19 protein-coding genes are annotated in these 24,745 nt (G+C 73.5%); 6 read left to right on the top strand and 13 right to left on the bottom strand.

Features of this window, described 5'->3' with window-relative positions; genetic code table 11:
- The first annotated feature begins 116 nt into the window (after window positions 1-116).
- Window positions 117-647 carry a hypothetical protein gene (locus FXF68_RS06320; RefSeq protein WP_148757906.1) on the top strand — a complete coding sequence of 177 codons (531 nt, stop codon included), beginning with the start codon at window positions 117-119 and terminating at the stop codon, window positions 645-647.
- On the opposite strand, the gene lysX is transcribed toward FXF68_RS06320, so the two are convergent.
- Window positions 644-3,895, bottom strand: coding sequence for a bifunctional lysylphosphatidylglycerol synthetase/lysine--tRNA ligase LysX (gene lysX, locus FXF68_RS06315; RefSeq protein ID WP_148758224.1), 3,252 nt, complete (start codon window positions 3,893-3,895; stop codon window positions 644-646). The two genes, FXF68_RS06320 and lysX, sit on opposite strands and share 4 nt — an antisense overlap.
- Before the next feature lie 251 nt (window positions 3,896-4,146).
- Between lysX and FXF68_RS43670 the strand changes: the two genes are divergently transcribed.
- Genes FXF68_RS43670 through FXF68_RS06300 form a run of 3 tightly spaced genes read left to right on the top strand, consistent with a single transcriptional unit; the run spans window position 4,147 to window position 9,327 of the window.
- Window positions 4,147-6,126: a serine/threonine-protein kinase gene (locus tag FXF68_RS43670; RefSeq protein WP_246178355.1), complete on the top strand. Its 1,980-nt coding sequence runs from the start codon at window positions 4,147-4,149 to the stop codon at window positions 6,124-6,126.
- A complete protein-coding gene (locus FXF68_RS43665) occupies window positions 6,126-7,796 on the top strand; it encodes a serine/threonine-protein kinase (protein ID WP_187437756.1) in 1,671 nt (556 codons plus the stop codon). The genes FXF68_RS43670 and FXF68_RS43665 overlap by 1 nt, the downstream gene beginning before the upstream one ends.
- 22 nt (window positions 7,797-7,818) lie before the next feature.
- The gene (locus tag FXF68_RS06300) at window positions 7,819-9,327 is read left to right on the top strand and encodes a serine/threonine-protein kinase (RefSeq protein WP_148757905.1); all 1,509 of its coding nucleotides are present in this window, start codon (window positions 7,819-7,821) and stop codon (window positions 9,325-9,327) included.
- Between the two features lie 10 nt (window positions 9,328-9,337).
- Here FXF68_RS06300 and FXF68_RS06295 read toward each other — a convergent pair whose 3' ends face one another.
- From FXF68_RS06295 to FXF68_RS06260, 8 genes are all read right to left on the bottom strand, one after another.
- Window positions 9,338-9,949, bottom strand: coding sequence for a response regulator (locus FXF68_RS06295; RefSeq protein WP_148757904.1), 612 nt, complete (start codon window positions 9,947-9,949; stop codon window positions 9,338-9,340).
- Window positions 9,950-10,058: 109 nt separating this feature from the next.
- Entirely contained in the window at window positions 10,059-10,763 is a 705-nt protein-coding gene (locus FXF68_RS06290) for a response regulator (protein ID WP_148757903.1), read from the bottom strand.
- A 17-nt stretch (window positions 10,764-10,780) separates the two neighbouring features.
- Entirely contained in the window at window positions 10,781-12,085 is a 1,305-nt protein-coding gene (locus tag FXF68_RS06285; protein ID WP_148757902.1) for a sensor histidine kinase, read from the bottom strand.
- Between the two features lie 57 nt (window positions 12,086-12,142).
- The gene (locus FXF68_RS06280; RefSeq protein WP_187437755.1) at window positions 12,143-13,162 is read right to left on the bottom strand and encodes an alpha/beta hydrolase; all 1,020 of its coding nucleotides are present in this window, start codon (window positions 13,160-13,162) and stop codon (window positions 12,143-12,145) included.
- Between the two features lies 1 nt (window position 13,163).
- Window positions 13,164-14,315, bottom strand: coding sequence for an alpha/beta hydrolase (locus FXF68_RS06275; protein ID WP_148757900.1), 1,152 nt, complete (start codon window positions 14,313-14,315; stop codon window positions 13,164-13,166).
- Window positions 14,316-14,348: 33 nt separating this feature from the next.
- Window positions 14,349-15,284: a cytochrome P450 gene (locus FXF68_RS06270; protein ID WP_148757899.1), complete on the bottom strand. Its 936-nt coding sequence runs from the start codon at window positions 15,282-15,284 to the stop codon at window positions 14,349-14,351.
- Between the two features lie 87 nt (window positions 15,285-15,371).
- Entirely contained in the window at window positions 15,372-16,019 is a 648-nt protein-coding gene (locus FXF68_RS06265) for a response regulator transcription factor (RefSeq protein WP_148757898.1), read from the bottom strand.
- Complete coding sequence (locus FXF68_RS06260; RefSeq protein WP_187437754.1) at window positions 16,016-16,903, bottom strand: sensor histidine kinase; 888 nt, start codon at window positions 16,901-16,903, stop codon at window positions 16,016-16,018. Before FXF68_RS06260 ends, FXF68_RS06265 begins: the two co-directional genes overlap by 4 nt.
- A 263-nt stretch (window positions 16,904-17,166) precedes the next feature.
- Here FXF68_RS06260 and FXF68_RS06255 point away from each other — a divergent pair, with 263 nt between their 5' ends.
- Both FXF68_RS06255 and FXF68_RS44395 read left to right on the top strand, forming a co-directional pair.
- Window positions 17,167-18,732 carry a Rieske 2Fe-2S domain-containing protein gene (locus FXF68_RS06255; protein ID WP_222869812.1) on the top strand — a complete coding sequence of 522 codons (1,566 nt, stop codon included), beginning with the start codon at window positions 17,167-17,169 and terminating at the stop codon, window positions 18,730-18,732.
- A gap of 161 nt (window positions 18,733-18,893) precedes the next feature.
- Window positions 18,894-19,019 carry a hypothetical protein gene (locus FXF68_RS44395; RefSeq protein ID WP_281292133.1) on the top strand — a complete coding sequence of 42 codons (126 nt, stop codon included), beginning with the start codon at window positions 18,894-18,896 and terminating at the stop codon, window positions 19,017-19,019.
- 9 nt (window positions 19,020-19,028) lie between these two features.
- On the opposite strand, the gene FXF68_RS06250 is transcribed toward FXF68_RS44395, so the two are convergent.
- Genes FXF68_RS06250 through FXF68_RS06235 form a run of 4 tightly spaced genes read right to left on the bottom strand, consistent with a single transcriptional unit; the run spans window position 19,029 to window position 24,739 of the window.
- Entirely contained in the window at window positions 19,029-19,946 is a 918-nt protein-coding gene (locus FXF68_RS06250) for a hypothetical protein (RefSeq protein WP_148757896.1), read from the bottom strand.
- Window positions 19,947-19,969: 23 nt separating this feature from the next.
- Window positions 19,970-20,722: a sugar transferase gene (locus tag FXF68_RS06245; protein ID WP_148757895.1), complete on the bottom strand. Its 753-nt coding sequence runs from the start codon at window positions 20,720-20,722 to the stop codon at window positions 19,970-19,972.
- A gap of 4 nt (window positions 20,723-20,726) precedes the next feature.
- Window positions 20,727-23,486: an O-antigen ligase family protein gene (locus FXF68_RS06240; RefSeq protein WP_148757894.1), complete on the bottom strand. Its 2,760-nt coding sequence runs from the start codon at window positions 23,484-23,486 to the stop codon at window positions 20,727-20,729.
- Window positions 23,483-24,739: a glycosyltransferase gene (locus FXF68_RS06235; RefSeq protein WP_148757893.1), complete on the bottom strand. Its 1,257-nt coding sequence runs from the start codon at window positions 24,737-24,739 to the stop codon at window positions 23,483-23,485. The genes FXF68_RS06240 and FXF68_RS06235 overlap by 4 nt, the downstream gene beginning before the upstream one ends.
- Window positions 24,740-24,745 lie beyond the last annotated feature (6 nt).

Here is a 24,745-nt window from a genome sequence, read left to right as displayed (position 1 = left end):
CTCACCTTCTCCCGTCAGGAACATGGTCAACGCTACGGACGCCCGGCGAATATCCATAATGGTTTTTCCGGCGGAACCGCCACCCAGTGTCAGAGGAAGTCTGTACAAATGTCCGTGTGACCGAATGGGACGGGGAATCGCTGGCGCGGCTGCGCGCCGCCGCACACCGCGGGGACGGCCGCGCCGGGCTCGGCGCGCTGCGCGGACGGCCGCTCGCGCCGGTGCTGCAATACGCGGGCGACGTGCTCGTCTTCGCGCTGGCCACCCGCAAGACCGACACCGAGCCCCACACGGAGCCCGACGTCGAGCCGCTCGCCCGCGCCTGCCTCGACGCGCTGAACTCACGCGGCCTGCCGGGCGACGCCGAGCTGGCCGCCGACCTCGCCGCCGCCCTCGGAGGCCGTCCCGCGCCGCCGCTCGTCCCGCTGCCCGCCGACCTCGGCGCCGTGGCGGCGGCGCTGGACGACGGCGGCTCCCTCCTCGACCTGGAGCGCGGCGACGTCGTCCCCGCCGAGGAGGCCGACGACTCGGACCGCTGGCTGCCGATCCCGCCGCTGCCCCTCCCCGAGGGAGAGGACGCCCGGCGCGGCGCGGCACGCGGCTGGCTCGCCGCCCAGGGCTACCGCCCCGTCCCCCGCACGCTCTAGGAACCGGGCCGGACCAGCGGGAACGGGATCGTCTCGCGGATGCTCCGCCCGGTCAGCGTGATCAGCAGCCGGTCGATGCCCATGCCCATGCCGCCCGCCGGGGGCATCGCGTACTCCAGGGCGCGCAGGAAGTCCTCGTCCAGCTCCATGGCCTCCGGGTCGCCGCCCGCCGCCTGGAGCGACTGCTCGGTGAGGCGCCGGCGCTGCAGGATCGGGTCGATCAGCTCCGAGTAGGCGGTGCCGAGCTCCATCCCGAAGACGATCAGGTCCCACTTCTCGGCGAGCCGCGGGTCGGCGCGGTGCGGCCGGGTCAGCGGGGACGTCTCCGCCGGATAGTCCCGGACGAACGTCGGCGCGGTCAGCGTCCCCTCGACCAGCGCCTCGAACAGCTCCTGGACGATCTTCCCCTGCCCCCACTGCGGGTCGGCGTTCAGCCCGCACCGCTCGGCGTGTGCGCGCGCGACCGCGACGGGGGTCTCCGGGGTGACCTCCTCGCCCAGCGCCTCCGACACCGACCCGTACACGGTGATCTGCCGCCACGGCTCCGCGAGGTCGTGCTCGACCCCGTCCCGGACGACGACCGTGGTGCCGAGCGCGGCCCGCGCCGCGTCCGTCACGAGGGAGCGGGTCAGCTCCGCCATCGTGTCGTAGTCGCCGTACGGCTCGTACGCCTCCAGCATCGTGAACTCGGGGTTGTGCTTCGGCGAGACGCCCTCGTTGCGGAAGTTGCGGTTCAGCTCGAAGACGCGCCCGACCCCCCCGACGAGCAGCCGCTTCAGGTACAGCTCGGGCGCGATCCGCAGGTAGAGCTGGAGGTTGTACGCGTTCATCCGGGTCGTGAAGGGCCGCGCGGCGGCGCCGCCGTGGACGGGCTGGAGCATCGGCGTCTCGACTTCGAGGTAGCCGCGGTCGCGCAGGCCGTCCCGGACGGCGGCGATCGCGTCGCCGCGGATCCGCAGCATCCGGCGCGCCTCGTCGTTGACGATGAAGTCGACGTACCGCTGCCGCACCCGCGCCTCGGGGTCGGACAGCCCGGTGCTCTTGTTCGGCAGCGGCCGCAGGCACTTGGCGGCGAGCGTCCACGACTCGGCGCGCACCGACAGCTCGCCGCGCCGGGACGTGACGACCTCGCCGCGCACCCCGACCTGGTCGCCGAGGTCGATGAGCTTCTTCCAGTGCCGCAGCGACTCGTCGCCGAGCGCGTCCGCGGTCAGCATGACCTGGAGGTCGGCGGTCTCGTCGCGCAGCGTGACGAAGATCAGCCTGCCGTGCTCGCGGGCGAGGACGACCCGGCCGGCGACCGCGACCCGCTCCCCGGTGTGGGCGTCCGGCGCGAGACCGGCGAACCGCTCGCGGATCCCGGCGGCGAAGTCGGTCCGCTCGAAGCCGAGCGCGTAGGGCTCCATCCCGGCGGCGCGGATCTCGTCGAGCTTGGCGTGCCGGACCCGCTCCTGCTCCGACAGCCGCCGCTGCGGCGCGCGGGCGGCGTCGGCCGCGTCCTCGATCTCCTTGATCCGCTGGACGAGGTCGGCGGACGGGACCATCGCGGCGGCGCGGTCCAGCTTCGGCCGGTTCAGGTTCGGCAGGAACCCCTCGGCGCGGGCGTAGGCGAGCCCGAGCCGCAGGACGTCCCGGCCGTGCGTGTAGCAGACGTAGCGCGGCCGCCAGTGCGGCAGGTACTTGGAGTTCGCCAGGTACAGCGATTCGAGCTGCCAGAACTTCGACGCGAACGACAGGAACCGGTAGTAGAGCCGCGCGACCGGCCCGGCGCCGATCGACGAGCCCTCCGCGAACGCCTTGCGCAGCATCGCGAAGTTCAGCGAGAGCTGCTGCGCGCCGACCGCCGCCGCCTTCTCCGCGAGCTTCGCGACCATGTACTCGTTCAGGCCGTTCTCGGCGAGCCGGTCGCGGCGCATCAGGTCGAGCGACAGCCCCGTCCGCCCCCACGGGACGAAGCTGAGCAGCCCGCGCAGCTCGCCCCCCGCGTCGAACGCCTCGACCATGACGCAGCGGCCGTCGGTCGGGTCGCCGAGGCGGCCGAGCGCCATCGAGAAGCCGCGCTCGGTGTCGTCGCCGCGCCAGGCGTCCGCGCTGCGGATGAGCTTCGCCATCTCCCACGCCGGGATCTGCGAGTGCCGCCTGATCCGCACGCTGTACCCGGCCCGCTCCACCCGCCGGACGGCCTGCCGGACCTGCCGCATCTCCCGTCCGTCCAGGTTGAAGTCGGTCAGGTCGATGATCGCCTCGTCGCCGAGTTCGAGGGCGTCGAAGCCGTGCCGCCGGTAGATGTGCGCGGCGCGCTCCCCGACGCTGACCGCGCCCGGGATCCAGGCGTGCGCGCGGCACTCCGCGAGCCACGCCTCGATCGCCTGGTCCCACGACTCGGGGTCGCCGAGCGGGTCGCCGCTGGCGAGCGAGACCGATCCCTCTACCCGGTAGGCGATGGCGGCCTTGCCGTTCGGCGCGACCATGATGTCCTTGTCGCGGCGCAGCGCGAAGTATCCGAGGGAGTCCTGGTCGCCGTACTCGGCGAGCAGCGCGCGGGCGGCGAGCTCCTCCCTGGGGCTCAGGACGGGGTCGCGCCGTCCCGGCTTGAACAGCGCCCAGAACGTGACGAGCAGCAGCCCCGTGCCGAGCACCCAGAGGATCGCGTCCACCGCGAACGGGACGTTCACGTTGATCGGCTTGCCGCTGACGCGCGGCCCGAGGACGGTCTGCGAGATCGCGTAGAGCGGGTGCGTCCAGAGGTCGCCGTGCCGGTTCCGGTCGGTCATGTTGACGAGCAGCGTGCCGATCCCGAGGGTCACGATCAGCGTGCCGATGAACACCAGCGTGGCGAGCCTGCGGTTCGCGCGGTCCGGCAGCGTGGTGAACTGGCCGCGCGCGGAGATCAGCAGGACGAGCACCGCGAGGTAGACGCCCGCGCTGACGATCAGGCCGATCGGCGTCGGCTTCTCCGGGCTGATCAGCGTGGTCAGCAGCGCCGTCACGCCGAGGGCGGTGGGCAGGCAGAAGATCGCCACGAGGATCCGCCAGGCGGCCTTCTTGCGCCGCCTGATCCCCATCGACAGCAGGATCCAGACGAGGCCGATCGGCACGCTCGGGAACCAGCCGAGGTAGCCGATCCAGCGCAACGCCCAGATATCGGCTATCTCGAGGATGAGACCATAGGAGACCCACGCGAGGAGCGAGAGGATCCCGGAGAGGCGCGTGTACCAGAAGAAGATCGTCGGTGCGGCCTGGATCAGCCGTCCCCATTCGCCGCGCAGACCGCCGCGCGGCGCGCGGGGATCGTGCGGTTCCCGTCCCGGCGCGTTCCCCCGGTCGCCGTGCGGTGCTGCCTTCTTATTCGTCACGGGTGTCACGTCCACCACGCTTCCGTCGGCGCGTGCCCGTCCGGCGGCGAACCTCATGGTGGGGCCGGACGTCGTACGAGTAGGGGGATGTGGCTTGCAAGCTCGGTCCAAGGTTGTCAGCAAAAGTCGATATGGTCGCGGATATGCCAAATGAACCCACCGGTGAGCGGTTGCTCGCCCGCCGCTACCGCCTGGTGACGCAGGTCGGCCGGGGCGGCATGGGGACGGTCTGGCAGGCACACGATGAGGTCCTCGGTCGTGACGTTGCGGTGAAGGAGGTCATCCTCCCGCATGGTCTCACCGATGAGGAACGCGCCGTCCACCACAAGCGCACGTTCCGTGAGGCGCGCACCGCGGCCCGGCTCGGCCACCCCGGCGTCGTCACCGTCTACGACGTCGTCGAGGAGGACGACCGGCCCTGGATCATCATGGAGCTCATCAGGGCGCGCTCCCTCGACCAGGTGATCAAGCAGGAGGGCCCGCTGGAGGCCCGCCGCGCCGCCGAGATCGGGCGGCAGATGCTCGCCGCGCTGCACGCCGCGCACGAGGCCGGCGTCCTGCACCGCGACGTCAAGCCCAGCAACGTGCTCATCACCGGCACCGGGCGCATGGGGGAGCGCGCCGTGCTCACCGACTTCGGCATCGCGACCGCGTCCGGCGACGCCACCCTCACGCAGACGGGCCTCGTCATGGGCTCGCCCGCCTACATCGCGCCGGAGCGTGCGCGCGGGCGTGTCGCGGGGCCCGCGTCCGACCTGTGGTCGCTCGGCGTGACCCTGTACGCGATGCTGCACGGCAAGTCGCCGTTCGAGCGGCCCGAGCCGATGGCGGCGCTGGTCGCGGTCATCTCCGAGGAGCCCGACCCGCCGGAGAAGGGCGGACGGCTCATCCCGGTCATCGAGGGGCTGCTCCAGAAGAACCCCGACCAGCGGATGGGCGCCATCGAGGCGGGCGCGCTGCTGGACGACATCGTCCGCCAGGAGACCGTCGACACGCAGCGCACGATGGCCGTCGAGTACACGGCCGACGACCTCCCGCCTGTCCCCGCCCCGGGCCCGGCATCGCCCGCCGAGACGGTCGTGGAGCCGCCCGCGGCCGAGGCGGCGGGCGCCCGCCCCGACCAGCTGACCAGCTTCGACATCCCGCCCGGCGTCGCCGCGGCCGGGCCCGCGACGGCGGGCAGGACGGGCAAGGCGGGCAACACGGGGAAGGCGGGGCCGAACGAGACCACGCCCGATCCCGACCGCGTGTCGTCCTGGCGGGGCTCCGGTCCCCGGACCGAGCCCGTCGGCAGCACGATGCCCGCCCGCCACGGGGCGCTCAAGCACGGGTCCGGTGGCCACGGCAAGTCCGACCACGGCGCGGCCGACCACGGCGCGGCCGACCACGGCGCGGTCGACCACGAGGCGACGCACTTCCCGCCCACGACGCACGGTGGCGGCGGCGGGCGTCCGGTGCTCGCGTCCAACCGCAACGTGCTGATCGTGGCGGCGGTGGTGCTGGTCATCATCATGGTCGTCGCCGGGATCGCGCTGGCGAACGGCGGCGGCAAGGGCGGCGAGCGGGCCCGCAAGGAGGGCGCGACCACCCCGGCGACCGGCGTCAAGGGCTCGTCCGCGCCGCCCACCTCGGCGAAGCCGACCGGCACGCCGGGCGTCGGCATTCCCGCCGGCTACCGGACGCACAAGGACCGCAGCGGCTACAGCCTCTCCCTCCCGGAGAAGTGGACGGGCCCCGAGCGCAGGAACGGCGGCGACTTCTACTACGCGCCCGGCCGCCGGACCTACATCCAGATCGACCAGACCGACGATCCGGGCAAGAGCGCGATCGGCGACTGGCGGCGGCAGGAGCGCGGCGGCGCCGGCTTCCGCGGCTACAAGAAGATCGACATCAGGCCGACCGGCGACCACCCGCCCGTCCCCGACACGGGAAAGGGCAAGAAGTCGGCCGACTGGGAGTTCACCTTCGACGGGGACGGCGGCCGCATGCACATCCTGAACCGCGGCTTCGTCGCGAACGGGCACGGCTACGCGATCCTGCTCTGCGCGCCCGACGCGGACTGGGGCGAGGTCCACGCCGACCTGCAGCCCGTCTACCGCCTCTTCACGCCCGCGGGCGACTGATGGAGGGGCGCGTCCTCGCCGGTCGGTACCGGCTGGAGTCCGTGGTCGGGCGCGGCGGCATGGGCACCGTGTGGCGGGCCCGCGACGAGACCCTCGACCGGGAGGTCGCGGTCAAGGAGGTCGTCCTGCCCGCCGGGCTGAGCGACGACGAGCGCGACAACCGGCACCGCCGCACCCTGCGGGAGGCCCGGGCGTCCGCGCGGCTGAACCATCCCGGCGTGGTGACCGTCCACGACGTCGTCGACGAGGACGGCCGCCCCTGGATCGTCATGGAGCTGGTCCGGGCCCGCTCCCTCCAGGACATCGTCGACGAGGACGGCCCGCTCCCGCCCGGCCGCGTCGCGACGATCGGCCGCCAGGTCGCGGGCGCGCTGCGCGCCGCGCACGCGATCGGCGTCCTGCACCGCGACGTGAAGCCCGCGAACGTGCTCGTCGGCGACGACGACCGCGCCGTGCTCACCGACTTCGGCATCGCGCAGATGGCGGGCGACGCGACGCTCACCGCCACCGGGATGATGATGGGCTCGCCCGCGTACATGTCGCCGGAGCGGATCAACGGCGACCCGGCGATCCCCGCGTCCGACCTGTGGGCGCTCGGCGCGACCCTCTACGCCGCGACCGAGGGCCGCGCCCCGCACCACCGCAGCGACGCGATGGCCGTGCTCGCCGCGATCATGACGCAGGACGTCCCGCCGGCGCGGAACGCGGGGCCGCTCGCGCCCGTCCTCGCCGGGCTGCTCGAACGCGACCCGGTCCGGCGGATGAGCGGCGCCGAGGCCGAGGACGCGCTGGCGGCGATCGCGAACGGGCACGCCGCCGGGCTGGCCGCCGTCCAGATCGCGTCGCACGAGGCCACCTCGGTGGACGGCCCCCCGGTCGGGCAGACGCCGACCTTCCCGCCGATGCCCGTCTCGGTGCCGGTGCCCCCGCCGCCGGACCACATGACCACGCAGTACCCGCCGGGGACCGGCGGCCAGTGGACGCCCGCCTACACGACGGCGGCGGCACCGAAGCGGCGGTCGGCGATCGTCCCAGTCGTGGCGGGCGCGGTCGTGGCGGCGGCGGTCCTCGCGGTCGCCGGGTACCTGCTGTGGCCGGACGGCACGTCCGGCGGCGCGCAGGGCGCGTCCCAGTCGCCGACCGTCATCGATCAGCCGACGACGCCTCAGGCGCAGACGCCGCCGAGCACGACGCCCTCGTCGCCGTCCGTCCCGCCGCGGACGCCGCTCCCGGACGGCCTGATCCCCGCGAGCGGCACCGGCTACACGATCGGCGTCCCGCGCGGGTGGCGGCGCTCCGAGCAGGGCAACAGCGTCGTCTGGACCGATCCCGCGACCAGCGCCTACGTCCAGGTCGACCGCACCCCGTGGACCGGCGACCCCTACGAGCACTGGGTCACCTGGGAGCGGGAGGCCATCGCGGACGGCAAGCTCAAGGGCTTCCAGCGCGTCGCGCCGATCACCAGCACCAGCGTGGCGGGGCGGCCCGCCGCCGACATCGAGTTCACCTGGTCCCGGTCGGGGGGCCTCACCCGGGCGCGCGACCGCGGTGTGATGGCGGACGGCCGGGCGTACGCTGTCATCGTCGCGGTTCCCGCGTCCCAGTGGAACGAGAACGAGACACTCGTGAAGAATGTTCTCGACACGTTCCGTCCCTCCGGGGTGGGATGACCAGCGGGGGGACCCTCTAGCCATGGCACAGGCACGTCTGCTCGGCAACCGCTACCGGCTCGACTCGGTGGTCGGCCGCGGCGGCATGGGCACCGTGTGGCGCGCCTTCGACGTCATGCTCGACCGCGAGGTCGCGGTCAAGGAGGTCCTGCTGCCGCCGGGCCTGTCCGACTCCGAGCGGCACGTCCTGTACGAGCGGACGTTCCGGGAGGCGCGGGCGTCGGCGCGGCTGAACCACTCCGGGGTGGTGACCGTCCACGACGTGGTCGAGGAGTCCGACCGCCCCTGGATCGTGATGGAGCTGGTCCTCGCGCCGTCCCTGCAAGACCTGCTGGAGCGCGGGCCGATGGAGCACCGCCGGGTCGCCGACATCGGGCTCCAGATGCTCGGGGCGCTCCGCCACGCCCACGAGAAGGGCATCCTGCACCGCGACGTCAAGCCCAGCAACGTGCTGATCACCGACACCGGGCGCGTGGTCCTCACCGACTTCGGCATCGCGCAGGTGGAGGGCGACGCGACGCTCACGCAGACCGGCCTGGTCATGGGCTCGCCCGCGTACATCCCGCCGGAGCGGGCGCAGGGCGAGCGCGCGGTGCCCGCGTCCGACCTGTGGTCGCTCGGCGCGACCCTGTACGCGGCCGTGGAGGGACGCTCCCCCTACGAGCGGTCGGACGCGATGGCCTCGCTCCAGGCGGCGCTGACCGAGCCCGTCCCGCCCGCGCGGAACGCGGGGCCGCTCGCCCGCGTCCTGGACGGCCTGCTCGCCCGCGAGCCGGTGAACCGGATGACGGCGGCGCAGGCGCAGCCCCTCCTCACCCGCGTGGCGACCCTCCCGGTGACGCCCCCGGTCGGCGAGACGGTGGCGGACGAGCCGTCCGGCCGTTTCGCGCCCGCCACCCGGACGGACGACGCGTCGGAGACCGTCCTCGACCCGGCCGAGCTCGACGCGGTCACCCGCCGCGACCCCGGCGACCTCGACGGACCCGACGCGGAGCCGGTGACGCGCCGCGACCCGGGCGAGCGGGAGGCGGTGACCAGGCGCGACCCCGGCCGGTTCCGGCAGCCGGACCAGAACGGCGTGCCGGGGCGGAGCCCTCATCCGGCGCGTGACTCGCTGGAGTCCGAGTCGCGGACGTTCCAGCAGACGGAATGGGCGCCGCCGCCCTCCCAGCAGCCGCCGCCCTCCCAGCAGCCGCAGCCGTCGCGGCATCCGGCGCTCGGCCGCCCGCCGACCCAGCCGCCCAGTCAGCCGCCCGCCCAGCCGCCCGGTCTCCCGTCGGCTCCGCAGACGCCGCCGCCGTGGCAGCAGCCGCAGCAGTACGCGAACTGGCAGCAGCCGCCACCCCCGCCGCCCGTCCACGGCGGGCAGAGTGCGGGGCACGGCGGGACGGAGCGCCGCCGGACGGTGCTGATCGTCACGATCGCGGTGGTCCTCGTCGTCGCGGCGGTGCTGGCGGGCGCGTTCATCCTGCGCGGCAAGCTCAAGAGCGGCGCGGCCGGAACGCCGCCCGCGGTCACCGCGACCGCCTAGCGGCCGGGCGTCAGGCGCCGGGGGAGAGGGCGTCCAGGGCGAGCCGCAGGTCGGCGACGTGGCCGCCGAGGTCGGTGGCGGGCTCGCCGGAGCGCAGCCGGTCGACGTCGTCCTCGACGCGCTTGAGGCGTTCGTCGAGCGCCCCGAGCAGCCGGTCGCAGGCCGCCATGACCGACTCCCCGGCGCCTTCGGCGAGGGTCTGCCGCAGCAGCCGCGCCTGCCGCCTGAGCTGGAGGTTCCGGCGGTGCAGCTCGACGAACACCGACACCTTCGCGCGCAGCAGCCACGGGTCGAACGGCTTGGTCAGGTAGTCGACCGCGCCCGCCGCGTAGCCGCGGAACGCCTGCTCCCCGGCCTCGCCGCCGGCGGTGAGGAAGATGATCGGGACGTCCCGGGTGCGCGGCCTGGCCTTGATGTGCCCGGCGGTCTCGAACCCGTCCATCTCCGGCATCACGACGTCGAGCAGGATCAGCGCGAACTCGTCGTTCAGCAGTTCCTTCAGCGCGGCCTGGCCGGAGGTGACGGGCACGACCTCGACCGGCAGGGCGTCCAGGACGGCGGCGAGGGCGGTCAGGTTCTCCGCGCGATCGTCGACGGCGAGGATCCTCGTGTCGTTCGGCACCGGACTCCTTCGCGTCGATACGGCCCCGCCGCCGGATGCCCGCGGCCCCGCCGTCCACCCTGCCACACCGATCGGACGAGGACAGTGAATCGCCCCGGAGTAAGAATTACTAGGGCAGCCAGCCCGGTTTGACCAGCCCCGACTCGTAGGCGAAGACGACGAGCTGGGCGCGGTCGCGGGCGCCGAGCTTCACCATCGTGCGGCTGACGTGCGTCTTCGCGGTGGCCGGGCTCACCACCAGGCGCGCCGCGATCTCCTCGTTCGACAGGCCCTCCCCGACGAGCGCCATGACCTCCCGCTCGCGCTCGGTGAGCGCGTTCAGCCGCGGCGACGGCGCGGGCTCCTTCGCCCGCGCCGCGAACTCGGCGATCAACCGCCTGGTCACGCTCGGGGACAGCAGCGCGTCGCCCTCCGCGACGGCCCGCACCGCGTGCAGCAGCTCGACCGGCTCGGTGTCCTTGACGAGGAACCCGCTGGCGCCGCCGCGCAGCGCCTCGAAGACGTACTCGTCCAACTCGAACGTGGTGAGGATCACGATCCGCACGCCGGACAGCCGTTCGTCCGACGCGATCCGCCGGGTCGCCTCCAGGCCGTCGAGGCCGGGCATGCGGATGTCCATGAGGATGACGTCGGGACGCAGCGACCGGGCCCGCGCGACGGCCTCCTCGCCGTCGCTGGCCTCGCCGACGACCTCGATGTCGGCCTGCGCGTCCAGCAGCGCCCGGAACCCGGCCCGGACGAGCACCTGGTCGTCGGCCAGCAGCACCGTGATCGGGGAGCCGTCCCCGGCCGCCGACCCGTCGGAGTAGCGCATGTCCCGTCCTCCCCGCCTCACCGCTCGCCCGGCGCGTCGCCGGGTCCGTCGCCGAGGGGGAGCCGCGCCCGCACCCGGAACCCGCCGCCCGGCCGCGGCCCGGCCTCGAACTCGCCGCCGAGCGCCGCCGCCCGCTCCCGCATGCCCCGGATGCCGGACCCGGTCCCGTCCGGGTCGTCGTCCAGGAGGGACACCCCACGGCCGTCGTCCTCGACCCGGACCTCGATGTCGTGTTCACCGTAGGCGATCCGGACGCGGGCCGTCACCGGTCCCGGCCCGGCATGGCGGCCCACGTTCGTCAGCGACTCCTGGACGATCCGGAACGCGGCGAGGTCGGCGCCCGAGTGCGGCGGCCGCCGCTCCCCGGTGACCTCGGCGTCCACCCGCAGCCCGGCGGAGCGGGCGCGGTCGAGCAGGTCGTCGAGCCGGTCGAGCCCGGCGGTGGGGGAGCGCGGCGCGCTCTCGCCCTCCGCCCGCAGCGCGCCGATCACCCCGCGCATCTCGGTCAGCGCCTCCTTGCTCGCGTCCTTGATCGCGGCGAGCGCCGTGCGGGCCTGCTCGGGGTTCTGGTCCATCAGGTGCAGCGCCACGCCCGCCTGCACGTTGATCATCGAGATGTTGTGGGCGAGGACGTCGTGCAGTTCGCGGGCCATCCGCAGCCGCTCCTCGCTGGCCTCGCGGCGCTCCTTCTCGGCGCGGATGCGGGCGGCCTCCGCGGCCCGCTGCGCCCGCATCCGGACGAGCTCCGACGTCACCAGCACCACCAGCGCCCAGCCGACGACGAACGCCACGTCGGTGAGGCTCGGCCGCTCCACCGGGAACACGCCGCCGTGGCCGCGCTGCTGCTCCGAGCCGCCGATCAGCGCGGTCAGCCCGAGGTAGGCGGCGAGGCCGACACCGGTGCCCGCCCAGGCGGCGAGCCGGTGCCCGGCGACGACGGCCGCCATCAGCGCGACGGCGAGGGAGAACGGCGCGGGCCCGTAGGTGTAGGCGCGCAGCAGGTAGAGGGCCGTCACGGCGGCGACCGCGGCGAGCGTGAACACCGGGCGGCGGCGGCGCAGCAGCAGCAGCGCCGGACCGGCGAGCAGCAGGGCGAGGCCGAGCGGCCCGAGCTCCCGGTGGCCCACGTCGAGCCCGCCGGACCCGCCGTCCGCCCAGGGCGGGCCGGACGACTCCCGCCCCGAATCCCACCCGTGCCGCGGACCGCCGTGCTCCGCGCCCAGCGACCCGACGACCTGCACGAACGCGAGCAGCACCGGCACGACCCACACCGGCCACGCGGACGGGCGCGGCCAGTGCGGACGGACCGGCGAGGTGCTCATGCCTGCACGTTAGGACATCGGCGTCCGGGCCGCGTCGGCCGTCGGGAGGCGGCGCCCCTACTCCCTCGGAGGTAGGCGGAGCCGGTCCCCGAGCCGCTGGAGGACGTCCGCCAGCTCCCCGCCGGAGTGCGCGAGGAGGAGCGTCTCGGCGCGCATCGGCGGCCGGACGAGCGAGACGAACCGCCGCGCCTGCCCGGCGTCGGGGCCGTCCCGGTCGGCGGCGGCCAGCAGCCACACGGGCGGCGGCGGGACGTGCCGCAGCCGCCACGGCAGGTCGTCGCTCCGCCGGACCGCCTCGCTGCCGCCGTAGCCGGCCGGGTCGCCGCGCGGTTCGTCGAAGCGGGCGTCGAGGGTCGCGACGGCGGCGAACCGGTCGGAGTGCAGCATGGCGAGCCGGGCCGCGCACCGCCCGGCGGCGGGGCCGTCCCCGGCGACGCCCCAGCCGTCGCGGGTCGGCGGCACGCGGTAGGCGTCGGCGAGCGCGGCGGGCAGGTCGGCGGCGAGGAACGTCTCGGCCAGCGGGCCCCCGGTGCGGCCGGGCACGTCCTGGCAGCGGCCGCCCGGGAGCGGCACGGCCACGTAGATCGTCGGCCGGGCGTCCGCCGGGATCGTCGGCCCGCCGCCGCCCGCCGTCAGGACGACGGCCACCGGCAGCGGCTGCGCGCCCGGCTCGAAGTACCGTTTCGGCAGGTAGACGCGCGCCTTGGCGTCGATCCCGCTGCGCGCGCCGCGGACGTCCAGGACGTCGACCCGGCCGCCGCCGGACCGCGCCTCGGTGCCGGTGCGCCTGGCGGGCGCGGCCCGCGGCCCCTGCACCTGGACGTGCGCCACCCGCGCGCCCTCGGGGGTGTTGCCGAGCAGGTCGTCCCAGGTCGGGTAGAACACGAAGTACCGGTTGGCGAGCAGGACGACCGACGCGGTCAGCGCGCACTGCGCGGCGAGCAGCAGCCCGCTCCGGGCGAGCACCGCGCGCGGGCCGGGCCCGGCGGCCCGCCGCCACAGCGCGAGCGCGGCGCCGACGGCGCCCAGCGCCAGCAGGCACACCGGGCCGATGAACGCGACGCTCACGGGTTCCATGTCACTCGCCCCGCAGACGCGCGCTCAGCCATCGGATCGACGGCGGGATGTACTTGCGGAACGTCTTGAAGTTGTGGCCGCCGGACGGCAGGAGCAGCTCGTCCACCATCAGCGGCGGGCGCGCGGCCCGCATGAACATCCGCGCGGACGGGAACGTCTTCTCGCCGACGTCCGCCGACGCGACCAGCAGCGACACCGGCGGCGGGGGAAGATTTCGCACCCGCCAGATCAGGTTGCTGTTCCGCCGGAGGGCCGGGCTGCCGCCGTACAGGTCGCGGGTCGTCGTGTCGAGCAGCGCGTGGAAGTGCCCGGCCATGCTGACCCCGGCGGAGAACCGGTCCGAGTGCAGCATGGCGAGCTTCGCCGCGCAGAAGCCGCCCGTCGAGTACCCGGCGACGCCCCAGCCGCTCCGGCCGCGCGCCGTCCGGTACGTCGCGGCGACCGCCTCCGGGACGTCCTGCGCGAAGAACGTCTCGACCTGCGGGCCGCCGGGCACGTCGGCGCATTCGGTGTCCCATCCGGCGACCACGGTCGGCCGTGCCATCACGTAGATCATCGGCTGGATCCGGTGCGCGGTCTGGGCCTGCAGCACGTCCTCGGGGATGTGCCCGCGCCTGATCCAGACGAGCCGGTCGGCGGCCGGGTATCCGGCGAGGAACAGCACGACGGGGAACCGGCGGGTCGCGTACGCCGCCTGGAAGTACTGCGGCGGCAGGTACACGTACTCCTCCGCCGACAGCCCGGTGCGGACGCCCTGGACGACGACGCGCTCGACCTGGCCGTCCTTCGCGGGCGCGTGCTTCCCGCCGGGGCCGGGGGAGAGGTCGGGGCGCGCCGTCCGGACCACGATCCGCGAGCCGCCCCCGGCGGCGGCCGCGTTCGCGTTGACCGCCGGGCCGCCCGGCGGTCCGACGCCGCCGCCCGCCGCGCTGACCAGGTCCGTCCAGGACCCGTAGAACAGGTAGTGCGCGTTCAGGGCCGTGACCAGCGCCAGCAGCACGACGAGCTGGGACCCGGCGAGCATCGCCGCCCGCGCCGCCACCGCCCGTCTCCGCTTCGCGGCCGCCTTCGGCCAGAGGGCCACGACCGCGGCCATGCAACCGACCGCGGCTAAGGCCAGCAGGCCGAACGTCCCCCAGCTCGTCAGTCCCACTCGAAGACCTACGGTGCTCGGGCCGGACGGGGTTCAGGCCGTCCAGCGGATGGGCAGGTGCTCGAACCCGTGCCGCGCGCTCGATCGCAGCGGGACCGGCTCGCCCGCGAGCTGCGGCAGCCCGGGGCGTTCCAGCACCGCGTCGAGCAGGGCGCGCAGGTGCACCCGCGCCAGCCGCGCGCCGAGGCACGCGCGCTGCCCGAACCCGAAGCACAGATGCGACCGGACGTCCCGCAGGAACCGCTCGGGGAGGAACCGCCGAGGCTCGGCGAACACCTCGTCGTCGTGGTTCGCGGACACAAGCCAAAGCGTAACCCGCTCCCCGGCGAGCAGCGGAACGCCCCCGATCACGGTGCCGCGCTGCACGACCCGCCACACCTGGAGGACGGGCGTCCACCAGCGCAGCATCTCCTCGACGGCGCTGTCGACGAGTCCTTCGTCGTAGCGCTCCTCGCGGAGCCGCGCGAACTGCGCGGGATGGCGGAGCAGGGCGTACAGGCCCCCGGCGAGAGTGTTCCGCAGCGTCTCGGGCAGGTCGCCGACGACCTCGCCGACGAAGTCCACCGGCTCCTTGGACGGGACGCGCGCCAGCAGCGCCCGCGCGGGAGGATCCATGTCGATGAGCGCGGCGTCGTGCGCGTCGCCGGGCCCGCCGTCCGGGGAGTGCCCGCCGGTGTCGGGGCCGGTACCGAAGCCGAAGTCGGTCGCCGGGCCGTGCACGACGCCGTCGCCCTGCGGCGCGAACAGCTCCGGGTGGAGGAGCGCGCGCCGGACGTCCGCGTGGCGCAGCACCGCCCACGAGCCGGGGCGTCCGGCGGCGCGGCCGTCCAGCCACACCACGGGCGTCTTGGCGCGGAGGCGCTCCAGCCGGTCGTGGGGGATGCCGCGGGCGTAGGTGTCCGCGCGGTCGAGCGCGCCCGCGTCGGTGATGGGCAGAGCGGTCGGCAGGACACCTCGCCGGTGAGGCATGGGCACCTCCTCTTCAAGGCGGACGCTAACGCGTCACGGCCGAACCCTGAAGGGCCGGATTCGGCCGTCCCATACGGCGGGGCTAGGTCAACCCGCGAGCCACTCGCCCGTCTCCACGCTGACCAGCCCGTGCCGGGCCGCTTCGATCACCGCCTCGCGCTGCGAGTGCACGCCGAGCTTGCTCAGCACGCTCTGCACGTGGCTGCGCGCGGTGCTGCGCGTCACCCCCATCGCCTTCGCGAGCGCCTGCGTCGACTCGCCGCGCGCGAGCCGGGTGAGGACCTCGCGCTCGCGCGGGGTGAGGAACCGCGCGACCTGCTCCGCCTGGCTGCGTGGACGGCCGCCGCCGCGCCGGGCCGCCTGGTCGACGACGACCTCGCCGTCCTCGACGCGGCGCAGCACGCTGAGGATGTCGCGGGCCTGCTGGCCCTTGTGCGCGAAGCCGCGCACGCCCGCCGCGACCCCGGCGTCCAGCACCGGCTGCTCCAGGAACCCGGTGAGGACGACGAACCGCGTGCCCGGCGCCGCGGCGCGCAGCCGCGGCATCCAGTCGAGCGCGGTGCCGGACGGGAACTGCAGGTCGATCAGGCAGACGTCCGGCCGCCGCGCGCGCAGCACCGGCAGCGCCTCCGCGGGCGAGTAGGTCACCGCGAGGACGCTGTGCCCGGCGTCGGCGAGGACGAGGGACAGCGACTCGGCGAAGACCGCGTGGTCGTCGCAGATGATCATTTTCATGGATGGCGCCGCCAGTCGTCGCCGTGCGGGTCGGCGGGGGTCCCCGCGGCGCTGAGGGAGCCGGGCACGTGCGGAGAGCCGGTCGCGGTCGGCGGGCCGGCCGGGTTCTCGGGCGGCGGCGCGGCGGGCAGCAGCATGCGGACGCGCGCCCCGCCCATCTCGCAGGTGCGGATCTCCAGGCTGCCGCCGTAGCCGGAGATCAGGTCGTGCACGATGCCGAGGCCCAGCGAGGCGAGCCCGCGCCGCGCGCGCCCGCGCGGAAGCTCGGCGCCGCGGGACGCCGCGCCGGTGGCGCCGAAGCCCGGCCCGTCGTCGTCGACCTGGATCGCGATCCAGCCCTGGTCGGCCTCGACCCGCACGTCGACGCGCCCCTCCGCGACGCGGCACGCGTTGTCGAGGACGTTCCGGACCGCCCGCCACAGCGCGACCGGGTCCATGTGGGCCCACGCCTCGCCACCCGCGAAGCACACCTCGTGCGTGGTGGAGAGCCGCATCCCGGTCACGACCTCGGCGGTCAGGTCGTCCACCCGGATGCGCTCCGGGCTCGGCAGCGGCCTGCCGTCGCCGTCCTCCTCGGCGTCGTCCTCGTCGAGCCGCCGCAGCAGGTGGTCGAGCCACCTGGTCTCGCCGAGGAGCTGCTCGATGCGGGCCCGGCTGGCCTCGCCGACGTCCTCCGCGACGACGACGGCCGACGCCAGCATGATGATCGTGCCGAGTTCGTGGCGGATGTCGTGCCTGAGCCTGCGCCGCCAGAGCAGGTGACCGCCGCCTCCGGCCGGCGGCGGCCTGTCGTGCGGCCTGTCGTGGCGCCCGGGCCCCGGCCCGGCCGGGAGCGTCCCCACGCCCACCCGCCCGTCCGCCGGGGACGACCGTGACCGCCCCATGTCCATGAGGAACCCCCGTCCGCTATTCCAGCACGTCTAAGACGGTCGCCCGGCGCCGCCGCCTATGTCCAGTCAATTGACCGCAACAGACCACTGGCTGACCAGAAGTGGACATGCAGATCAGAGGGTGAACCATTCCGTTTGACGGTGCGTCGCGACGGGATTGTCAGTTCACTTGTCGGCCTTTCTTTCATGCCTACGGCGTAGCCGCTTTGCGTATTACTGCGGGTGTGTCCGCGGGCCCGCCGGCGCACAATCTGCACATGCCGAAGGTCACATTTCTCGGACATGCGGGGGTGGCGGTGGACGCGGCCGCGTTCCACCTGCTCGCGGACCCGTGGCTCGCTCCAACGGGGGCCTTTCTCGGAGCCTGGCACCAGTATCCGAGAAACGATCACCTGGATCTCGTCCCGCTGCTGGACGCGGACTGGGTCGCGGTGTCGCACGAACACCTAGATCATTTCGACCCATGGGTCATCGACCGGCTTCCGGCACGGACCCGAATCCTCATTCCGCGCTATCCGGGACCGGCCTTCCGGGAGCGGATGACGGCGGCCGCGGGCGGCCGCCAGGTTATCGAGTTGGCGGACTGGGAGAAATTCCCGCTGGACAATCAGGGATCCTGGATCACCGCGATTCCGGAACTCTCCCCGATGTGCCATGACGCGGCCTTTCTCGTCGTGGCCGACGGGCGCGGGATCCTGCACTGCAACGACGCCCGGCTGACCGCCGCGCAGGCGCGCCGCGCCAAACATCTCGCGGGCGGCACACTGGACCTGATGGCGTTGCAGACGTCCGGCGCCTCGTGGCATCCGATCTGCTACGAGTACCCGGCCGCCGAAATGGCCAAGATCTCGATGGACAAGCGGGTGTCGAAGCTGCGCGCGGCGCAGCGGCTCGTCCGGCAGACGGCGCCGGAATTGGCCGTCCCGTTCGCCGGGCCGCCCTGCTTCCTGGACGACGAGGTCGCCGCCCTCAACCGGGTGCTCGACCAGAGGGACGGCGCGTTCTGCGACCCGGAGGTGTCGACCGACTGGCTGCGCGAGCACCTGCCGGGGCAGCGCTGGGACTACTTCAAGCCCGGCGACGTCCTCGACCTGGACACGGGCGACGTCGTCCGCGACCCGGTGTCGGCGGAGTTCTCGTTCGCGGACGCCGACCGCCCCGCGTACTTGGAACGGTACGCCGCCGACCGCGCCGGCGCCATCGCCGAGGTGATGGCCGAGAACCCCGAGCCGGGCCCCGGCCTGTTCGACCGTTTCGCCGCGCACTTCGAGCGGCTCGGCGGGCTCAGTGACTACTTCCTCCGGCAGATCGCGATGGTCGTCCGGTTCGAGATCACCGGCCCGAACGGCGGGGTCTGGGACGTCGACTTCGGACCGGACGGGCTCACCGTCGCCGAGGCGTCCCCGGACGTCCGCCCGCACTACCGGATCACCACCGCGGGACGCTGGCTGGACGGCGTCCTCACCGGCCGGATGGCCTGGGAGGACCTGCTGATCTCGTTCCGCCTCAGCCTCTACCGCGACCCCGACGTCTACAACGACTACCTCGTCGGCCTCCTCAAACACGCCAACGCACCCGCGCTGATGGCCGTCGAGGCGTACGAGACGGGACGCGACGAGTCCGAGCGGATCACCGTCGAGTGCGACGGCGGCCGCTACGACATCCCCCGCTACTGCCCGCACGCGGGCGAGGACCTGTCCGTCGGGGCCGTCCTGCGAAACGGCCGGATCCACTGCCTGGCGCACAACTTCGCCTTCGACCTCGCCACCGGCGAATGCGTCAACGCCCGCGCCGCCAACCTCACCAGCCGCAAAATCGGGTGAAAGAGGGCGACACGTCCCCCGGTCCCGGGCGCACAGGGGCCGGGGGGTGCCGCATTTTTGGCGTGTCCGGCATATGGCAATGCATACGGCGTGTTAGGTTTCTTTCCTGTTCGTGTGGGGGGTAAGGGTTGCGCGGGTTCAACCGCACGAAGCTCGGCCTGATGGCCGTCGCGTTCGTGTTGATCGTCGGTGTGATGGAAATCCTGGCGTTGAAGCTCGGATCAATGGACTTCCCGGTGCCGTCCGGCGGCGGACACCCGGCGATCGCCGACAACCCTGGAGGCTGATCTCCCAGGTCACTGGCTGTTTCGGGCCTTCATGATGCTTTGCAGGTCCGGGTGCGCGCCGCCGGAGGCGTCGGCGAGGGTGGGGCAGGCCCATTCGTGCTGGCGTCCCCAGGAGTAGGAGATCTCCAGCGGGGGACGGGGCGTGAGCCGGTCCCAGCGGGCGAGGATCTGCTTGAACTGGTCCTGGGTCGGCATCCAGTACTTCTTGTCGCCGTTCGAGCAGCTCTGCCCGAACGTCTGGAGGACGGGCGCGACCTTGGCGCGCGGGATGCCCGCCTCGTCCGCCATCCGGACCATCCGGTCGATCGCCCCGATGTCGCAGCGGTCCTCGGCCTTCGTCGAGCCCTTGCACGGGTACGGGTCGAGCCCGATCAGGTCGACGCCGACGCGGCCCGGCGCGAGCGGCTTCATGGGCCAGTCGGTGAGCGAGATGAACGAGACCTGGCCGGGCGCGTGCCGCCGGACGTACTCGGCGCGCCGCCGGATCTCCTTGGCGACCTCGGGGCATTCGCCGGGGTTCGGCTCGTCCGACAGGTACCAGCCGTAGACCTTCGGGTCGCGCCCGAACCGCTGGACGGCCTTCTGGAAGTCCTCGAAGCCCAGCTCGAAGTCGCCGCAGGTGAAGTTGCCGACCCACAGCAGCGCCCGCATGCCCGCGGGGACGCCCGCGACGAGGGAGGCGTCCGGCTTCACGTCCACGAGGTCGTAGCCGAGGGCCTGGAGCCGGGGATAGTCGGACGGCTGGGTGTTCAGCGCGATCCGCCGGGTCTCGCCGGGCTTCGCGGCGGGCGTGCCGGGCGTGGCGAGCGGCCCGTCGTACGGCTCGTAGCCGGACGACCTGTGCTGCGCGTAGAGCAGGACGCCGGCCGAGAGCAGCAGCGCGCCCGCGACGGCCCACACCTTGACGGGCACGTCCCGGATGTCCATGGCGTCCTCCCCGAGAACGGTGGTCAGGCGGCGGAGCCGGGCTCCTTCGCGGCGGCGTGCGCCGCCGTCCCCTGGACGGCGCCCGTCTCGGACCCGCCCCCGCCGACCTGGAGCGGCGGCACGGTGAAGCCGAGGATGTGCTTGACGGTGTCCCAGATCGCGCCGAGCGTGGCGCGCATCGACGGGTCGGTCAGGTAGACGGCGTCCACCGCGACCCGCGCCGGGACGATCCGCTCGATGTAGTTGACGAGGTCGACCTCCTCGCCCGGCCCGAGGACGTCGAAGTCGCGGAACCGGACCTCCGACACCCCGGTCAGCCCCGGCCGGTGGTCGAAGATCCAGCGGCAGTCCGGCGGGTAGTGGACGGCGAGATCGTAGGTCTCCGGACGCGGCCCGACCAGCGTCATCTGCCCGCGCAGGACGTTCACGAGCTGCGGCAGCTCGTCCAGCGACCACTGCCGCAGCAGCTTGCCGATCCGGGTGAGCCGCGGGTCGCAGTTGGCGGTGACGGTGAGGCCGCCGACGCCCTGCCGCATCGTCCGGAACTTGTACATGACGAACGGCCGCCCGCCCTGCCCGACGCGCGTCTGCCGGAACACGCCCGGCCCCCGGCTGGACAGTTTCACCAGCGTGAAGACGACCAGCAGCGGGACGCTGAGCAGCAGCAGCCCGGCGACCGCGCCGACGACGTCCAGCACGCGGCGCGCCCTGGACGGCGGGACGCCGTCGGACGGGTCGACGGGACGGCTCGGCAGCGCGGCGTGGTCCTCGGACATGGGGTCACCCCTTGCCTGTAGAAGACGTGGTTTTCACGGAGGTGGTCTTCGGGGGCGTGTTCTTGACGCGCTGGAACCAGACCAGCAGCGCCGCCGTCGTCGCGACGAACGACAGGGACGTGGCGACCGCCGCGCCGGTCGCGCCGTGCGTCGGGATCAGCACGGCGCCGAGCACCACGACGACGATGAGGCCGATGCCCTGCCCGGTGGACGCGGCGCCGGGCCGTCCCACACCGTACAGGTAGGCCATGATCAGCCCGGTGACGCCGAACGTGACGACCCCGGCGAGCCGGATGTAGGTGGGCACGACCGCGTCGTCGAACACGTCCCCGAAGATCCAGGGCAGCGCGGTCCCGGCGACGAGCGCGAGCGGCAGCGCGGCGAGCGCCGAGACGCCGAGCGCGGGCAGTATCAGCCGTGACGTGCGTTTCGTCGCGGTCTCCCGGTCTTCCTTCGCGAAGTCGGGATAGAGGACGTAGTTGACCGCGAGCCCGGGGAGTTGCACGAGTTCCGCGAACTTGCTCGCGACCGTGTACACGCCGAGCACCTTCGGCCCCGCGAGGGCGCCGAGCAGCGCCATGTCGAACCGGAGTTGCAGCAGATCGATGAGCTGGCCGAGGTAGCCGCGGAACCCGTACCCGGCGATCGACCGGCCGAGCTTCGGGTCGGGGCGGCCCCACCCGGCGAAGAAGCCGCGCCGCGCGAGCCGCCGCGCGATCCACGCGGCGGCCGCGATGTCGGCGAGCACCAGCCCGGCGATCAGCGCGCCCGGCCCGTACCAGCCGGTGAGGAGGACGAGGTAGATCGGCAGGAACACGAACTCCTCGACGGCGATGGCGAGGCTCGCGCCCGGCTGGTCGTCCGTCCCTTGGAGGAGGCCCTTGCCGACGGACACGAATCCCTGCGTGAACGACGGGACGGCAGCCGCGACCGTCACCCAGAACCCGAACGACTTGAAGAACACAAGGAAGACCAGCGGGCTGAGCGCGAGCCACCCGACGCCGGAGATCGTCGCGCCGATCACCGTCAGCCAGGCGAGCGTCGGCCGCACCCGGCTCTGGTCGTAGCCGTCGCGCGCCAGGAAGAACGGCGCCGCGCCCGGCAGTCCCGCGCTGGACAACTGGCACAGCAGCCCCGGCAGGATCCTGACCAGCGTGAACGCGCCGACGAGCTTCGGTCCGCCGATCCGCGCCACCATGATCGTCGCGATGCCGAGCGAGGCGAGCGCGCCGATCCGCCCGGCCATGTTCCCGGCGACGAGCGCGATCAGCCGCCGCTTGAGCTTGGCCGCGCTCGCCTCCTCCGGCTCCTTCTCCGGAACGGATTCCTTCTCCGGAACGGATTCCTTCTCCGGGGCGGATTCCTTTTCCGGTGCGGGTTCCTTTTCGAGGACGGCCGTCACCGGCGGCGCGGTCTCCCGGTGGCTCCTACGGATTTCACTGCGCCCTTTTTTCGTGGTGACCGCCTCGGGTGCGGCCTCTCGCCGTCCGAACAGATCCAGCGCCGCGATCAACCCGAAGAACGCCCACCCATGCCGGTAATGCAATGTCTCGTAGAACAACCCGGAGATGAGGAAGACCGCGACCAGCGCGCCGAACAGTTCAGGACGCGGAACGAGCCGCGCGTACTCCCGCGTCAGCGCGTTCCGCCGCGCGATCCGCACGCACTTCAACAGCAGGACGAAAACGAGCAGGATCAGCGCGACGCCACCCAGGAACCCGCGCTCCAGCACGGACGCGACGTAGTCGTTGTGCGCCTCACGGACGTACGTCTCCTGCCGGATCAGCATCTCCGCCTCGGTCCGGCCCGGCCCGATGCCCCACGGATGCGTCTGGTCCTCGATCATCTGGATCGTGGTGGCGAGGACGGTGCTGCGCGAGTTGGTGCTCTCCCCGGTCGTCCGTCCGATGGAGTCGCGCAGGATCGGGGACGCCTCGCTGGCCCGGTCCAGCAACGGCTGGATGTCCACCGTCGTCACGACCGCGACGCCGCCGCCTCCGACGAAGACGGCGAGCGCGCCGACCGCTATCGCGTGGTGCGCCTTCCCTTCGCGAAACAGCCGGAACAGGTACCCGAGCAGGATCGCGGCGACCAGCGCGAGGAGCCCGCCGTTCGAGCCGGTGAGGATCTCGGCGGCGAGCAGCACGCCGCAGACCGTCCGGCGCCGCCATGGCGTGGCCGGGAACCGTGTCGCCCGCGCGATGAAGTAGACGCAGATGAACCAGTTGGAGGCGTAGTTCGCGTCGCCGAACGTGAACATCGCGCGCTCGCCGTCGACCTGCTTGCCCGACAGCGCCTCGATCCCCAGCACGAAACCGACGATCATCACGAGCGCGTAGAACGTGCCGATCCAGACGAACGCGCGCAGCGCGACCTTCAGCAGCGAAGGGTCGCGTCCGAGGTTCGCGATGCTCACCGCCCAGAGCAGCACGAACAGGTCCTTGACGAGGGTGAGCGCGCCCGCGTCGTTGACGACGGCGGCGATCCCGCCCGCGATGATCGTCAGCAGCGTGGGCAGCAGGAACGGCCACCGGACCGGCAGCCGCCGCGTCCCCGCCCACAGCAGCATGGTCGCGGTGACCCCGATGAGCGCGACGTCCGGCAGCCCCGTGTTCCCCGGTCCGGGCGGGAGCCCGGCGGGCATCAGCAGCGGCAGCGAGGCGATGCCCGCGACCAGCACCACGGACGTCGTCCGCAGCCGCCGCTTCAAGGGCGGCGCGCCCTCCGCGAAGGGGCGGGCCGGGGCGTCGATCGTCGCGGTCATGGGCGGTGCGAGCTCCCTCGGTAGGTCTCGTCCAGGACGACGCCGAGGTGCGCGGGCGAGAACCAGTCCCCGACCCGCTCCCGTGCCCGCTCCGCCATCCGCGCGGCGGCGGACGGGTCGTCGAGCAGCGCGGAGATCGCCCCGGCGAGCCCCTCCGGGTCCTCGGGCCGGACGAGCATCCCCGTCTCGCCCGCGAGCACAAGGTCCTGGTTGGACGGGACGGCCGTCGCGACCAGCGGTATCCCCGCCCCGATCGCCTCGACCAGCACGCACGGCAGGCCCTCCCACCGGCTGGCCATCGCCATCACGTCGAACGCGGGCAGCACGTCGGCGACGTCGTCGCGGTGCCCGAGCCAGCGCATCCGGTCGCCGACGCCGAGCTTCGCGGTCAGCTCCGCCAGCTCGTCCGCCATCGGGCCGCCGCCGACCCACAGGCCGAACACGTCGTCCGGCAGCCGCGCGATCGCCTTCGCGAAGATCTCCGGGCCCTTCTGGAACGTCAGCCGCCCGACCGACCCGACGACCTTCACGCCGAGCGGCAGGTCGAGGCGGCGGCGCGCCTGCGCGCGGGACCCGGGCGCGGTCGCGTACGCGGCGACGTCCACGGCGGGCCACGACAGCCGCACCCGCTCCGGCGTCGTCAGGCCGAGGCGCAGCGCGGTCGTCACCGTCTCCGACCCGATCGCGAGGAAGGCGTCGGTGCGCTTCGCGGCGATCCGTTCGAGGCGTATGTATAGGCGTCGGCGCGGCCACGACTGGAACTCGTTGAACGGGAACCCGTGCCAGGTGTGCACGATGCGCGGGACGCCCGCCCGCGCCGCCGCGACCCGTCCGATCACGCCGCCCTTCGCGCTGTGCGTGTGGACGACGTCGTACCGCCCCTCCGCGAGCACCCGGGTCAGCGTCTTCAACGCGGCCATGTCGTCGCGCGGCGAGATCTGCGGGACCAGCGGCCCGACCTGCACGATCTCCATCCCGGCGGCGTGCGCCCGCGGGGTGAGGTCACCGGCGGCGGCGTTCGCGACGGCATCGTCCCCGTAGAGGACGCCGTTTCGCGCGGACGGGGCGGCGGAATCCGGGGAGGCCGGGCCGGAACCGCGCGCCTTGCTGTCCATGCCGACGCCGCCGGTGACGATCGCGCGCTCGTAGTCGCCCTCGGGCAGGGCCAGCGCGCCGTTCAGCGCGACCTGCCCGGCGCCCCCGTTGAACCGGGTGATCACCGTGGCGACTCTGAGCTTCCTGGTTGTACTCACGGGCAC

The organism is Actinomadura decatromicini, assembly GCF_008121305.1.
Classification (GTDB): domain Bacteria; phylum Actinomycetota; class Actinomycetes; order Streptosporangiales; family Streptosporangiaceae; genus Spirillospora; species Spirillospora syzygii.
The sequence above is the reverse complement of the archived record's forward strand: the minus strand, read 5'-3'. Positions and strand labels throughout refer to the sequence as shown.

Coding starts and splice junctions, on each gene's coding strand:
- FXF68_RS06285 (WP_148757902.1), bottom strand. CDS start 12,085: ATGAGCACCTCGCCGGTCCGTCCGCACTGGCCGCGCCCGTCCGCGTGG.
- FXF68_RS06240 (WP_148757894.1), bottom strand. CDS start 23,486: ATGACCGCGACGATCGACGCCCCGGCCCGCCCCTTCGCGGAGGGCGCG.
- FXF68_RS44395 (WP_281292133.1), top strand. CDS start 18,894: ATGGCCGTCGCGTTCGTGTTGATCGTCGGTGTGATGGAAATCCTGGCG.
- FXF68_RS43670 (WP_246178355.1), top strand. CDS start 4,147: ATGCCAAATGAACCCACCGGTGAGCGGTTGCTCGCCCGCCGCTACCGC.
- FXF68_RS06280 (WP_187437755.1), bottom strand. CDS start 13,162: ATGGAACCCGTGAGCGTCGCGTTCATCGGCCCGGTGTGCCTGCTGGCG.
- FXF68_RS06300 (WP_148757905.1), top strand. CDS start 7,819: ATGGCACAGGCACGTCTGCTCGGCAACCGCTACCGGCTCGACTCGGTG.
- FXF68_RS06265 (WP_148757898.1), bottom strand. CDS start 16,019: ATGAAAATGATCATCTGCGACGACCACGCGGTCTTCGCCGAGTCGCTG.
- FXF68_RS06255 (WP_222869812.1), top strand. CDS start 17,167: ATGCCGAAGGTCACATTTCTCGGACATGCGGGGGTGGCGGTGGACGCG.
- FXF68_RS06245 (WP_148757895.1), bottom strand. CDS start 20,722: ATGTCCGAGGACCACGCCGCGCTGCCGAGCCGTCCCGTCGACCCGTCC.
- FXF68_RS06290 (WP_148757903.1), bottom strand. CDS start 10,763: ATGCGCTACTCCGACGGGTCGGCGGCCGGGGACGGCTCCCCGATCACG.
- FXF68_RS06250 (WP_148757896.1), bottom strand. CDS start 19,946: ATGGACATCCGGGACGTGCCCGTCAAGGTGTGGGCCGTCGCGGGCGCG.
- FXF68_RS43665 (WP_187437756.1), top strand. CDS start 6,126: ATGGAGGGGCGCGTCCTCGCCGGTCGGTACCGGCTGGAGTCCGTGGTC.
- FXF68_RS06260 (WP_187437754.1), bottom strand. CDS start 16,903: ATGGGGCGGTCACGGTCGTCCCCGGCGGACGGGCGGGTGGGCGTGGGG.
- FXF68_RS06270 (WP_148757899.1), bottom strand. CDS start 15,284: ATGCCTCACCGGCGAGGTGTCCTGCCGACCGCTCTGCCCATCACCGAC.